Below are 12,879 nucleotides of genomic sequence, written 5' to 3'. Positions count from 1 at the left end.
TCGGGGCGCGTGGGGGACAGTCTGTCCGGGGCGGCGGGCTCCCGCGCTGCGCGGACGTGCCGAGCGGGTCGGGCGGGTCGGCCGGAGCCGGCTCAGCCGCGCCCGGCCGCGGCACCGGTCTCGTCGACGAAGCGCCCGCGCACCCGCAGCAGGGGCGGGGCGGCGGGGTTCAGCACCGGCACGTCCTCGACCCGCAGCAGGGCCAGCACGTGGTCGCCGGCCTCCACCAGCCGCTCCAGCCGGCAGTCCAGGGCGGCCGGCGCCTCGCGCAGCACGATGGCGCCGCTGCCCTCGGCGCGGGTCCAGGGCACCGTCTCCAGCAGGTGCCGGGCGCTGGGCCGGCCGGCGGAGGCGAAGCGGGACGCCACGATGGCGTGCGGCGCGGCCAGCACCGTCAGCGCGCAGCTGCCGACCGCCTCGAGCACCTCGGCGGGGTACCCGCCGGCGGTCAGCCCGACGGCGACCAGGGGCGGGGACGCCGACACGCTCATGACCGAGCTGACCGTCGTCCCGACGTCGTCGATGTCGTCCCGCACGGTCAGCAGGCACACCCCGGCGGCGTACTGGGCCAGGGCGGCGGTGAACTCGCGGGCGTCGACCGGCATGGCGGCCAGTCGACCACACCCACCAGGATGGGCGGGTGAGCGAAGCCGAGCGAACGTACGACGTCGTGGTCGTGGGGGCCGGGTCGACCGGGGAGAACGTCGCCGACATCGTCGTGCGCGGCGGGCTGTCGGCCGTCCTGGTCGAGCCCGAGCTGGTCGGGGGCGAGTGCTCCTACTGGGCCTGCATGCCGAGCAAGACGCTGCTGCGCGGCACCGAGGTGCTGGCCGAGGCGCGCTCCGTGGACGGCGCGGCGCAGGCGGTCACGGGGGAGCAGGACGTCGCGGCCACCCTCGCCCGCCGCGATGAGTTCACCCACCACTGGGACGACTCGAGCCAGGTCGAGTGGGTGCACGGCGCCGGCATCGACCTCCTGCGGGGCGCCGGCCGGCTCGACGGCGAGCGCACCGTCGTCGTCACCGCCGAGGACGGGACGACGACCCGGCTGACGGCGCGGCACGCGGTGGCCGTGTGCACCGGGTCCTCGCCGGCGACCCCGCCGGTCGACGGGCTGGCCGACGTCGCGGCCTGGGGGCCGCGCGAGGCGACCAGCGCGAAGGAGGCGCCGGCGCGGCTGCTGGTGCTCGGCGGCGGCTACGTCGGCTGCGAGATGGCGACCGCCTGGCAGGCGCTCGGCTCGCAGGTGACCGTGCTGCAGCGCGGCGATCGGCTGCTGCCGCGCCTGGAGCCGCAGGCCGGCGATGCGGTCGCCGAGTCGCTGCGGAAGGCCGGCGTCGACGTGCGGCTGGGCACGGAGGTGCGCGCGGCCCGCCGGGAGGGCACCGAGGTGGTGCTGACGACGGCCGACGGCGAGGTCCGCGGGGACGAGGTGCTGGTGGCGATCGGCCGGGCGGCCCGCACCGCCGACATCGGGGTGGAGACCGTCGGCCTGGAGCCGGGGGAGTACCTCTCCGTCGACGCCACGCTGCGGGTCGAGGGCCGCTCCTGGCTCTACGGCGTCGGCGACGTGAACGGGCGCAGCCAGCTCACCCACATGGGCAAGTACCAGGCGCGGCAGGCGGGTGCGGCGATCGTGGCGCGCGCCCGGGAGGAGCAGGTGGCCACCGACGCGTGGTCGCCGTTCGTGGCCACCGCCGACGACGTCGCGACGCCGTCGGTGGTCTTCACCTCGCCGCAGGTCGCCAGCGTGGGGCGCACCGCGGCCGAGGCGGCGGAGGCCGGCCTCCCGCACCGCGTCGTCGAGTACCCGATCGGCAGCATCGCGGGCGCCTCGGTGTTCGCCGACGGCTACGAGGGGACGGCGATCGCCGTCGTGGACACGCAGCGCGAGGTGCTGCTCGGCGTCACGTTCATCGGCCCGGGCGTGGCCGAGCTGCTGCACGCGGCGACCATCGCCGTGGTCGGGGAGGTGCCGATCGCGCGGCTCTGGCACGCCGTCCCCGCCTACCCGACGATCAGCGAGATCTGGCTGCGGCTGCTGGAGACCTACCGCGGCTGACCCGGGCGCTCGCCGGGGAGCACTAGGGTCGCGGGGTGAAGATCGTCCTCCCCGGCGGTACCGGGCAGGTCGGTGGCCTGCTGCGGCGGGCACTGGCGGAGCGCGGCGACGAGGTCGTCGTCCTGAGCCGCCGACCCGAGGAGCTGGAGGACGGCGTCCGGCACGTCCGGTGGGACGGGCGGACCCTGGGCCCGTGGGCGGCGGAGCTCGACGGCGCCGACGCGGTGGTCAACCTGGCCGGCCGCACGGTGAGCTGCCGGTACACCGACACCAACCTGCGCCAAATGATGAGCTCGCGGGTCGACTCGACGCGGGTGGTCGGGGAGGCGATCGGGCGTGCGGCGCGGCCGCCGGCGGTGTGGCTCCAGATGAGCACCGCCACCATCTACGCCGACGCGCGCAGCCGCCCCGGAGAGCCCGCGCACGACGAGGCGACCGGGGTCATCGGCGGTGAGGAGCCCGACGTGCCGCTGTACTGGGAGTACAGCGTGCGCATCGCCCGCCGGTGGGAGGACGCGCAGGCCGCGGCCGACGTCCCGGGGACGCGCCGGGTCGCGCTGCGCACGGCGATGGTGATGAGCGCCGACCGCGGCGGGGTCTTCGACTACCTCTCGTGGATGGCGCGGCTCGGGCTCGGCGGGCCGGTCGCGGGCGGCCGGCAGCACGTGTCGTGGATCCACGGCGAGGACTTCGTGCGTGCGGTCGAGCTGCTGCTCGAGCGCGACGACCTCGACGGGCCGGTCAACCTCGCCGCGCCCGAACCCCTGCCGCAGCGCGAGTTCATGCGGTCGCTGCGCCGGGCCTGGGGCGGGCGGCCGGGCCTGCCCGCGACGCGCCTCATGGCCGAGCTCGGCGCCGTCGTCCTGCGCACCGACACCGAGCTGCTGCTCAAGAGCCGCCGGGTGGTGCCTGGCCGGTTGCTCGACGCCGGCTTCGAGTTCGCGCATCCGCGCTGGGACGCCGCGGCCGCTGACCTGGTCGCGCAGGCGCGGCGGCGCTGATCCACCCCGCCTATGGCGGTGCGGATGGCCGTGCTGGAGTGGGCCCGTGCAGTTCGACCGCTCGTCCCGCTCCTCCTGGCACCGCTACATCGCCCTCGGCGACTCGTTCACCGAGGGCCTGAGCGACCCCGCCCCCGACCGCCCCGGGGAGTTCCGCGGTTGGGCCGACCGGCTGGCCGAGCACCTCGCGGCCGCCGCGCCGCACGGCGACGTCGAGTACGCGAACCTGGCGATCCGCGGCCGGCTGCTGCCCCAGGTGCTCGACGAGCAGGTGCCCGTCGCGCTGGACGCGCAGCCGGACCTGGTGAGCCTGGTCGCGGGTGGCAACGACCTGCTGCGCCCCGGCACCGACCCCGACGAGCTGGCCGCCCAGCTGGAGGGCGCCGTCGTCCGGTTCCGGGAGGCCGGTGCCGACGTGCTGCTGGCCACCGGCGTCGACCCGCGGCAGACGCCGATCCTGCGCCGCACCCGCGGCAAGGTGGCGATCTTCAACGCCAACCTCTGGTCGGTCGCGGCCCGCACCGGCGCCGCCGTCCTCGACCAGTGGGGCGCGGCCTGGATCCAGGACTGGCGGATGTGGGACTCCGACCGCATCCACCTGACCGACGAGGGGCACCGCCGCACCGCGCTGGCCGCCGCGGCGGCGCTGGGCCTGCCCGGGGCCGACGGCGAGGACTGGCGGACGCCGCTCCCGCCGCAGCCGCCGCGCGAGCTGCGGGTGGCCCTGGCGGAGGAGGCCGCGTGGGTGCGCGGCTTCGTCGCGCCGTGGATCGGCCGGCGGCTGCGCGGGCGGTCCTCCGGCGACGGCCGGGCCGCCAAGCGCCCGGTGCCGCTGGTCCTCCCTCGACGCTGACCCGCCGTTCGTGCACGAACGGTCGTCATCCGGAGCGGGTGGCCACCTTCCGTGCACGAAAGGCCAGGCCGCTCACTGGTCGGGGTCGGCCAGCTCGTCGAACAGCGTGCGGCCGTGCAGCCGGCCGGTGTCGGCTAGGTCCTGCGCCTCGGGGACCGAGGGCCTCCGCTGGCGGGGCAGCGCGGGCGGCGCCGGCGGCTCGGGTAGCAGCTCGCCGGCGACGTCCTCGGCGGGTGCCTGGGTGACCTCGCCGATGAGCACCTCGGCGGGGCTGGGCAGCGGCGCCGGGCGGCCGAAGGCGTAGCCCTGGGCCATCGCGCACCCGTGGTCGAGCAGCCAGGCGGCCTGGTCGAGGTCCTCGATGCCCTCGGCGATCACCTGCAGCCCCATGCCGCGGCCGAGCTGCAGCAGCCCGTGCACCAGCGCGGCGGTCGAGGGCTGGGTGACGACGTCGGCGACGAACGACCGGTCGATCTTGACGGTGTGGATGGGCAGCCGGTGCAGCGCGGTGATCGCCGAGTAGCCGGTGCCGAAGTCGTCAAGCGCGAGGGTGACGCCCTGGTCGGTGACGACGGCGACGGCGTGCAGCGTGGCCTCGGCGGCGAACAGCGCGGTCGACTCGGTGATCTCCAGCTCGAGCCGGTGCGGGGGGAGCCCCGACTCCTCGAGCGCGGCGGTGACCAGCTCGCTGAACCCGTCCTCGCCGAGGTGCCGCGCGGAGACGTTGACGTGCACCCGCAGGTCCTCGGGCCAGGTGGCGGCGTCGAGGCAGGCGCGGCGGAGCACCCACGCGCCGAGCTTGGAGGTCAGCCGGTTGTTCTCTGCGACGTCCAGGAAGGCGCCGGGCGGGAGCAGCCCGCGGGTCGGGTGCTGCCAGCGGATCAGCGCCTCGTAGCCCAGCAGCGTCTCGTCGGCCAGCGCGACGATGGGCTGGTAGAACAGCCGCAGCTCGTCGTTGTCCAGGGCGTGCCGGAGCTCGGTCTCCAGCTGGAGGGCGTCGACCTCGCTGCGGGAGAGCGCCCCCTCGTGCACCCCGATCCGGGCGCGCTGGCCGTCGGCCTTGGCCCGGGTCAGCGCGCTCTGCGCCTGGCGGAGCAGGTCGTCGGGGGTCATGTCGGCGCCGAGGGTGAGCCCCACGCTGGCCGAGAGGGTGATCTCCCGGTCGCTGACCACGAACGGCTCGTCGAGCACGCTCAGCAGCCGGTCGGCCAGGGCGCGCAGGCCGTCGAGGTCCTCGACGTCCTCGGCGACCACGAGGAACTCGTCGGCGCCCAGCCGCACGGCGGTGTCCTCGACGCGGGTGCTCCAGCGCAGCCGGTCGGCGAACTGGCTGAGCAGCAGGTCGCCGGCCTCGTGACCCAGGGCCTCGTTGACCGCCTGGAAGCGGTCGATGTTCAGGTGCACCAGGCCCACCTGGAGGCCCCGGCGGCGGGACAGCGCCACGGCGTGCCGCAGCCGGTCGGTGAGCGCGCGCCGGTTGGGCAGGCCGGTCAGCGGGTCGGTGAACGCCCGGCGGACGGCGTCCTCCTCGGCGCGGCGGCGGTCGGTGACGTCGACCAGCGAGAGGACGACGAACTGCGGCGTCCCGTTGTTCTGCCGGACCACCTCGTGGGACTGGACGACCCACAGCTCGGTGCCGTCGGAGCGGCGCAGCCGGCGCTCGCCGTCCAGGAGCAGGTTCGGGTCGAGCGCGGGCTCCCCGGGGGCCGGCTCGAGGCCGAGGTCGCCGACCGGCGGGTCGTCGGGGTGGGCGAGCAGGTCGATGTGCCGGCCGCTGAGGCTCTCGGCGGTCCGGCCGGTGAGCGCGCACATGCGCGGATTGGCGACCAGCACGTGTCCGTCGAGGGCGACGAGGGCCTTGGCGATCGGGGCCGACAGGAACAGTGCCTGGAACAGCTGACCGCGATCGGCGAGCAGCGTGTCGATGGCCCGCAAGCGCTGCCCGGCCGAGCCGCCGGGCGTGCCCGGGGGCCGGGGCATGTCGGGTGCGGGAAGGCTCACCGGGACAGCGTCACGCATCGCAGGCGAGAAGTGACGGAACCGGTTCACGGAGAGTCGTGATCAGCCCGTCACAGTGTGTGGCATCAAGGCTCACGCGTCACACCGGTCGCGCCCGCTCCGGTGAACTGCCATACCCGCCGGGAATCCGGGGTGCTCGCCGAGCGCTGCTGGAGCAGACATCGACGAGAGGGATGCAGTCGTGGAGAAGCGGATCGGGTTCCTGTCCTTCGGGCACTGGCAGCCCATTCCCGGGTCGCAGGTGCGCACCGGGCGGGACGCCCTCGTGCAGAGCGTGGAGCTGGCGGTGGCCGCCGAGGAGATGGGTCTGGACGGCGCCTACGTGCGGGTGCACCACTTCGCCCGCCAGCTCGCCTCCCCGTTCCCGCTGCTGGCGGCCATGGCGGCGCGGACCTCTCGGATCGAGCTGGGCACCGGCGTCATCGACATGCGCTACGAGAACCCGCTGTACATGGCGGAGGAGGCGGCCGCGACCGACCTGCTCGCCGACGGCCGGCTCCAGCTCGGGGTCAGCCGGGGATCACCGGAGACGGCGCTGCGCGGCTCGGAGGCCTTCGGCTACGTGCCCGCCGAAGGCAGCAGCGACGCCGACCTGGCGCGGCAGAAGACGGCGCTGTTCATGGCCGCCATCTCCGGCCGGCCGCTCGTGGACGCCGACCCGCGGATGGCCGGCGGCGGCAGCGTGAAGCTGCCGATCCAGCCGCAGTCGCCCGGCCTGGCCGAGCGCATCTGGTGGGGCTCGGGCACCCGGGCGACGGGGGAGTGGACGGCGCGGCAGGGGCTGAACCTGATGAGCTCCACGCTGCTGGTCGAGGACACCGGCGTGCCCTTCGACGAGCTGCAGGCCGAGCAGATCGCCCGGTACCGCGCCGCCTGGGCCGAGGCCGGCTGGGAGCGCGAGCCGCGGGTGTCGGTCAGCCGCAGCGTGCTGCCGATCGTCACCGACACCGACCGGCAGTACTTCGGCGGCGGCCGGGAGGGCGAGGACCAGGTCGGCATCCTCGAGGGGGTGCGCGCCCGGTTCGGCAAGAGCTACACCGGCGTCCCCGACGTCCTCGCCGAGGAGCTGGCCAAGGACGCCGCCGTCCGGGAGGCCGACAGCCTGCTGCTCACCGTCCCGAACATGCTCGGGGTCGACTACAACGCGCACCTGCTGCGCACGATCGTCGAGCAGGTCGCGCCCGCGATCGGCTGGGTGCACCCGGACCAGCGGTAGCGCCCCGCCCGACCCGCCGCCGCACCTGGGGCATAGGAAGCTCTACCTATGCATTGCGGCCCGGATCCGTAGGTAAAGCCTCCTATGCCTGGGGCCGCCGGGGGACCTCGGGCCGACGCCGATGTCGGGATCCGGCGCGTCCGACGCTCACCCGCAACGCGGCCCGCCTGCTCCTGGCCCGCCGGGCGCCCATGGCCGTCCCGAGCGGCTTCCTGCTGATCTTCGTGGGGCAGCAGGTCGTCATGCCCGGCACCGTGCGGCTCGTCCTCGTCGCCCTCATGGCGGTGGCCGTGGGAGCCGCCGAGGTGCAGGTGCGGCGGGACGCCCGCCGGGTGCAGCGGTTCCTCGCCGAGCACCCGGTTCACGGTCCGCTCTAGGGGTGTTGCTCGCGCTCTGCTCCTCCTGCAGAACTCCCGGAGCGCGGACAACACCCCCAGAGCGGTCAGCGCAGGTCGAAGCCCAGGTCCAGCACCGGGGCGCTGTGGGTGAGCGCCCCGACGGCCAGGTAGTCGACGCCGGTCGCGGCGACCTCTGCCGCGCGGTCGAGGGTCAGCCCGCCGCTGGCCTCCAGGCGCACCCCGGCCGGCCGCGCCAGCTCGACGGCCGCCCGGGTGTCGGCGAGGGAGAAGTTGTCCAGCAGCACCAGCGCGACCCCGGCGTCGATCGCCTCGCGCACCTGGTCGAGGGTGTCGCACTCGACCTCGAGCGAGATCTCCGGCGCGTGCGCCCGCACCGCCGCGACGGCGGCGGCGATGCCCCCGGCGGCGGCGACGTGGTTGTCCTTCACCAGCGCCGCGTCGCCCAGGGCCATCCGGTGGTTGACCCCGCCGCCGCAGCGCACCGCGTACTTCTCCAGCGCCCGCAGCCCCGGCGTGGTCTTGCGGGTGTCCCGGATCCCCGCGTCCGTGCCGGCCACCGCGTCCACCCACCGCCGCGTCAGCGTGGCGATTCCCGACAGGTGGCAGACCAGGTTGAGCGCGGTCCGCTCGGCGGTCAGCAGCGACCGCGTCGGACCGGAAACGGTCAGTGCCGGCGAGCCCGTCCGCGCCGCCATGCCGTCGGCCGCGTGCAGCGACACCTCGACCTCGTGCCCGCCGACCAGCTCGAGCACCGCCGCGGCCACCGGCAGGCCGGCCAGCACCCCGGGGGAGCGCGGCGTGATGTCGCCGGTGGCGCGGGCGCCCTCGGGCACGGTGGCCAGGGTGGTGACGTCGGGGCCCAGCGCCAGGTCCTCGTCGAGGGCGCGGCGCACCACGAGCTCCACCGCGGCCGGGTCCAGCCCCCCGTCGCGCAGGGCATCGGCGAGCGCATCGCGCAGCGGGAACCACTCGGTCATGCCACTCCCCGGGTCCGGTCGGTGCCGGCCGCGGTCAGCGGCACGGTGCGCAGGTGCAGGCGGCCCGTGGCGTCGGCCCGGCAGGCCAGCCGGACCTGCCACTCGGGCCGCGCGCCGGGCGCGTCGGCGCGCCGGTGGCAGCCCCGGCTCTCCCGGCGGGTGCGGGCGGCGGTCGCCAGCAGAACGGCGACGGTGTGCACGGCGGTGGCCTCGACGGCGGCCAGGTCCAGCGGTGCTCCTGCGGGCAGCCGGTCCACCGCGGCGAGCAGCTCGTCCAGCCGGGTGAGCCCTTCGGCGGTGCGCACGACGCCCGCGTACCGGCTGGTGGCGCGGCCGATCGCCGTCCGGCCGGCGGGGTCGACGGCCGCCCCGGTCGGGGGAGCGACGCCGGCGGCGGGAGCGTCCGTGGGCAGCTCCGCGTCGAGCAGCGCGGCGCAGCGGCGGGCGGCCACCAGGCCCTCGGTCACCGAGTTCGACGCCAGCCGATTGGCGCCGTGCACCCCGGTGCAGGCGACCTCCCCGACGGCGAACAGCCCCGGGACGCCGGTGCGCCCGTCCAGGTCGGCGAGCACCCCGCCACACGTGTAGTGCGCGCCCGGCGCGACCGGCACCGGTTCGGTGGCCGGGTCGAACCCGGCCGCCCGGCAGGCGCGCAGGATGCCGGGGAAGCGGCGCTCCAGGAAGTCCGTGCCGAGCGCCGTCGCGTCGAGCAGGACGCAGTCGTCGCCGGTGGCGGCCAGGTGCGCCGCGATCGTCGCCGAGACGACGTCGCGCGGCGCCAGGTCGGCCAGCGGGTGGACGCCGGCCATGATCCGCCGTCCGGCGCGGTCGACCAGCACGGCGCCCTCGCCGCGCACCGCCTCGCTGATCAGCACCTGCTGGCCGGTCGCCCCCGGCCCCTGCCACAGGACGGTCGGGTGGAACTGCACCATCTCGACGTCGGCCACCTCGGCGCCGGCCCGCAGCGCCAGGGCCAGGCCGTCGCCGGTCGCGCCGGCCGGACTGGTCGCGGCGGCGTACACCTGCCCGTACCCGCCGGTCGCCAGGACGACGGCGTGCGCGCGCAGGTCGCCGGCGTCGGTCAGCGCGCCGTCGACGGCGACGCGGGCCACGCGCAGCCCGCCCACCTCGCCGTCAGGGGTGCGCAGGGCGTCGAGCGCCACCGTGCGCTCGAGCACCTCGACGCCGGTGGCGGCCAGCGCCTCGACCAGGGTGCGGGTGACCTCGGCGCCGCTGGCGTCTCCGCCGGCGTGCACGATCCGGTCGCGGCTGTGCCCGCCCTCCCGGGTCAGCGCCGGGCGGCCGTGCCCGTCCAGGTCCAGCCGCGCGCCGAGCTCCCGCAGCAGCCGGATGGCGGCGGGCGCGTCGGCGACCAGCGTCGCGGCGGCCGCCTCGTCGCAGAGCCCGGCCCCGGCGGTGAGCGTGTCCTGCAGGTGCAGGGCGGGGTCGTCGTCGGCACCCAGGACGGCGGCGAGCCCGCCCTGGGCCCAGCGGGTGCTGCCGTCGCCGAGCGCGCCCTTGGTGACGACGGTGACCCGCCGCCCGGCCGCGGCCAGCGCCAGCGCGGTCATCAGCCCGGCGGCCCCGCTGCCCACGACCACCACGTCGGTGGTGCGGGACCAGCCGGCCTCCGGGAGGGGCAGGGCCGGGACGACGACCGGCGCCGCCCGGCGGAGCCCCGGCGTCACTCGCCGACCAGGGAGGGGGTGCCGAGGGCGATCATCGCCTCGACGGCCGAGCGGGCGCGGGCGGCGACCTCCGGGTCGACGGTCACCTCGTCGCGGCCCTCGCGGAGCGCGCGCAGCAGCTTCTCCGGCGTCGACATCTTCATGTAGGGGCAGGCGGCGCGGGAGTTGACCGGCTCGAACGACGTCGTCGGGTTGGCCTGTCGGAGCTGGTGCAGCATGCCGATCTCGGTGGCGACCAGGACGCGCTTCGCCGTCGTCCGGCGGGCCTCGTCGAGCATCCCGCCGGTGGAGAGGATGTGCACCCGCTCGGTCGGCAGCTGACCGTCGGACACCATCCACAGCGCACTGGTCGCGCAGCCGCACTCGGGGTGCACGAGCAGCTCGGCGTCGGGGGCGGCCTCGACGCTGGCCCGGAGGTCGGTGGGGGAGATGCCGGCGTGCACGTGGCACTCGCCCATCCAGATGCGCATGTTCTGCCGCCCGGTGACCCGCTGGACGTGCGCGCCGAGGAACTGGTCGGGGAGGAAGAGCACCTCGCGGTCGGCCGGGATCGAGTTCACGACCTCGACGGCGTTGGAGGAGGTGCAGCAGACGTCGGTCTCGGCCTTCACCTCGGCGGTGGTGTTGACGTAGGAGACGACGGCGGCGCCGGGGTGCTCGGCCTTCCACGCGCGCAACTGGTCGGCGGTGATGGTGTCGGCCAGCGAGCAGCCGGCGGCGGCGTCGGGGACCAGCACGGTCTTCTCCGGGCTGAGGATCTTCGCCGTCTCGGCCATGAAGTGGACGCCGGCGAAGACGATCGTGCCCGCGCTGCTGCCCGCGGCGATCCGCGACAGGGCGAGGGAGTCGCCCACGTGGTCGGCGACGTCCTGGATCTCGGCGGCCTGGTAGTTGTGCGCCAGGACGACGGCGTCCCGCTCGGCGGCGAGCCGGCGCACCTCGTCGCGCCAGTCCTGCCACTGCTCCGGCGTCCACTGCGCGGCGGGCGGGGCGGGGAGCGTTGCGGTCACGGGGACCTCCGGAGGAGTGGGTTTCTGACCGAGAGGCGAAAACCTCGCGGACAAAACCTAGCATGGGTTCCGTGACGTCCGTGTGGTCCTCGCCGGAACGGCCGGCCTATCCGCACCAGGCCCTGGCCGTGGTGCTCCAGGTCCGCGCCGGCCGGCTGCACGGGATGCTGTGGCGGCGCGCGAAGGACCCCTTCGCCGGCACCTGGGCGCTGCCCGGCGGGCCGCTGCTGCCGGAGGAGACCCTCGGCGCCTCGGTCGGCCGGCAGCTGGCGTCGAAGGTGGAGGTGGCGCAGCTGGCGCACCTCGAGCAGCTGGAGACCCGGAGCGATCCGCACCGCGATCCGCGCGCCCGAACGGTGGCCACCGCGTACCTGGGGCTGATCCCCGGCGACCTCGATCCGGTGCTGCCCGACGACACCGCCTGGCACCCCGTCAACGCGCTGCCGGAGACGGCGTTCGACCACGGCTCGATCGTGGCCTCGGCGCTGGAGCGGCTGCGGGCCAAGCTGTCCTACACCAACGTGGCGTTCGCCCTGGCGCCGCCGGTGTTCTCCATCGCGGAGCTGCGGGAGATCTACGTGGCCGCGCTGGGCTACGAGGTGACCGCCACGAACCTGCAGCGGGTGCTGCTGCGGCGCGGCGTGCTGGAGCCGACCGGTGAGATGGCGGCGCCCGGCCGCGCGGGTGGCCGGCCGGCCGCGCTCTACCGCTTCGTCACGACCACCCTCGAGGTGACCGACCCCTTCGCCGTGCTGAAGCCACCGGTCGCGCGTTGAGTGCACCGCGTCCGACGGCGGTAGAGCCCATGATCACGAACGGGTGAACGTCGAGCGGGCCGGTTTGGCGGGGACGTGGAGGTGGCTATCCGTAGCGCCGACTGCAAACCGCAGATTGCAGGAACCGAACGGAGACGCACGTGCTCATCCTTGGCCTGATCCTGCTCTTGCTCGGCTTCTTCCTCGAGATCTCGATCCTCTGGACGATCGGGATCATCCTCCTCGTCGTGGGAGCCGTCCTCTACGTGCTCGGCGCGACCGGACGTGCCGTCGGGGGGCGGAAACACTACTTCTGACCCCCGCGGTGCAGGTCTCCTCGTCGAGACGTGCACGGCGACACGGGTGGGACCGCGAACCCCCGGCTGCATCGAGCGGCCGGGGGTTCGCCGTCGTCCGGGCGGTGGACCCGCCCGTGGGTCAGGCGAACTTCGCCTTCGCGTGCTCGCTGAACTGCCGCATCGCCGCCACCGGCCCGATCTCCAGGAACACCGTGTCCTCGTCCATGCGGGCGGTGTGCCCGGCCGGCCAGTAGTAGGCGTGCCCGGCCGGGGTGACCTCCTCCGCGCCGTCCGCACCGGTGAGGCGCACGGCGCCCTCCAGGACCAGGCCCCAGTGCGGGCTCGGGCACCGGTCGCCGGGCAGTCCCTCGAGCACCGGGCTCATGTCGGTGCCGGCGGGGACCCGCGCGAACCGCACGGCCAGGTCCCCCCACTCGGCGTACCGGGTGACGATGCCGCCTTGCCGGACCTCGATGGGGAGTTCGTCCAGTGCGCCGTTCATGGTCCCGTCCTCTCGTTCAGCCACACCGGCCGATCGACCGGTCGTAGGAGAGGCGGGACAAACGTTGTTCCCCCGGGGAGGTCGGCGGTCGGTCGACCGGCTCCGTCGGCCCCTACGCTCGGGTTTCCCGGTGGCGGA

Annotated in this window: 13 protein-coding genes; 7 read left to right on the top strand and 6 right to left on the bottom strand. The window is 75.5% G+C overall.

Translation table 11 applies throughout. The features are described 5' to 3' along the window. Positions 1-92 precede the first annotated feature (92 nt). On the bottom strand, positions 93-605 hold the full coding sequence (locus tag BD833_RS11675) for a flavin reductase family protein (protein ID WP_166533289.1): 513 nt from the start codon (positions 603-605) through the stop codon (positions 93-95). Between the two features lie 35 nt (positions 606-640). Between BD833_RS11675 and BD833_RS11670 the strand changes: the two genes are divergently transcribed. Genes BD833_RS11670 through BD833_RS11660 form a run of 3 tightly spaced genes read left to right on the top strand, consistent with a single transcriptional unit; the run spans position 641 to position 3,916 of the window. Next, complete coding sequence (locus BD833_RS11670) at positions 641-2,062, top strand: dihydrolipoyl dehydrogenase family protein (protein WP_166533288.1); 1,422 nt, start codon at positions 641-643, stop codon at positions 2,060-2,062. Between the two features lie 35 nt (positions 2,063-2,097). Next, complete coding sequence (locus BD833_RS11665) at positions 2,098-3,063, top strand: epimerase (RefSeq protein ID WP_166533287.1); 966 nt, start codon at positions 2,098-2,100, stop codon at positions 3,061-3,063. A gap of 46 nt (positions 3,064-3,109) precedes the next feature. Then, complete coding sequence (locus BD833_RS11660) at positions 3,110-3,916, top strand: SGNH/GDSL hydrolase family protein (RefSeq protein ID WP_166533286.1); 807 nt, start codon at positions 3,110-3,112, stop codon at positions 3,914-3,916. Between the two features lie 72 nt (positions 3,917-3,988). Here the strand turns inward: BD833_RS11660 and BD833_RS11655 are convergent, their stop codons facing one another. Beyond that, entirely contained in the window at positions 3,989-5,917 is a 1,929-nt protein-coding gene (locus BD833_RS11655; protein ID WP_243737604.1) for a putative bifunctional diguanylate cyclase/phosphodiesterase, read from the bottom strand. A 199-nt stretch (positions 5,918-6,116) separates the two neighbouring features. Between BD833_RS11655 and BD833_RS11650 the strand changes: the two genes are divergently transcribed. Both BD833_RS11650 and BD833_RS11645 read left to right on the top strand, forming a co-directional pair. Beyond that, positions 6,117-7,151, top strand: coding sequence for an LLM class flavin-dependent oxidoreductase (locus BD833_RS11650; protein WP_208092604.1), 1,035 nt, complete (start codon positions 6,117-6,119; stop codon positions 7,149-7,151). Positions 7,152-7,342: 191 nt separating this feature from the next. Next, positions 7,343-7,528: a hypothetical protein gene (locus tag BD833_RS11645; protein ID WP_166533285.1), complete on the top strand. Its 186-nt coding sequence runs from the start codon at positions 7,343-7,345 to the stop codon at positions 7,526-7,528. 65 nt (positions 7,529-7,593) lie between these two features. Here BD833_RS11645 and nadC read toward each other — a convergent pair whose 3' ends face one another. The 3 genes from nadC to nadA are packed head-to-tail and all read right to left on the bottom strand — an operon-like array spanning position 7,594 to position 11,185. Next, entirely contained in the window at positions 7,594-8,487 is an 894-nt protein-coding gene (gene nadC / locus BD833_RS11640; RefSeq protein ID WP_166533284.1) for a carboxylating nicotinate-nucleotide diphosphorylase, read from the bottom strand. Further along, positions 8,484-10,175 (bottom strand): L-aspartate oxidase, encoded by a 1,692-nt coding sequence (locus tag BD833_RS11635; RefSeq protein ID WP_166533283.1) that lies wholly within the window; start codon positions 10,173-10,175, stop codon positions 8,484-8,486. Before BD833_RS11635 ends, nadC begins: the two co-directional genes overlap by 4 nt. After that, a complete protein-coding gene (nadA, locus tag BD833_RS11630) occupies positions 10,172-11,185 on the bottom strand; it encodes a quinolinate synthase NadA (protein ID WP_166533282.1) in 1,014 nt (337 codons plus the stop codon). The genes BD833_RS11635 and nadA overlap by 4 nt, the downstream gene beginning before the upstream one ends. A gap of 62 nt (positions 11,186-11,247) precedes the next feature. On the opposite strand from nadA, the gene BD833_RS11625 reads away from it, so the two are divergent. Beyond that, on the top strand, positions 11,248-11,961 hold the full coding sequence (locus tag BD833_RS11625; RefSeq protein ID WP_166533281.1) for an NUDIX hydrolase: 714 nt from the start codon (positions 11,248-11,250) through the stop codon (positions 11,959-11,961). A 140-nt stretch (positions 11,962-12,101) separates the two neighbouring features. After that, complete coding sequence (locus BD833_RS11620) at positions 12,102-12,257, top strand: DUF6131 family protein (protein WP_166533280.1); 156 nt, start codon at positions 12,102-12,104, stop codon at positions 12,255-12,257. A 121-nt stretch (positions 12,258-12,378) separates the two neighbouring features. On the opposite strand, the gene BD833_RS11615 is transcribed toward BD833_RS11620, so the two are convergent. After that, complete coding sequence (locus BD833_RS11615; RefSeq protein WP_166533279.1) at positions 12,379-12,741, bottom strand: cupin domain-containing protein; 363 nt, start codon at positions 12,739-12,741, stop codon at positions 12,379-12,381. Between the last annotated feature and the right edge of the window lie 138 nt (positions 12,742-12,879).

Origin of the sequence: Blastococcus xanthinilyticus, from assembly GCF_008124835.1 — a bacterium.
GTDB classification, from domain to species: Bacteria; Actinomycetota; Actinomycetes; order Mycobacteriales; family Geodermatophilaceae; genus Blastococcus; species Blastococcus xanthinilyticus.
Note: the sequence above shows the minus strand (reverse complement) of the source record. Positions and strands in the feature narration are given on the sequence as shown.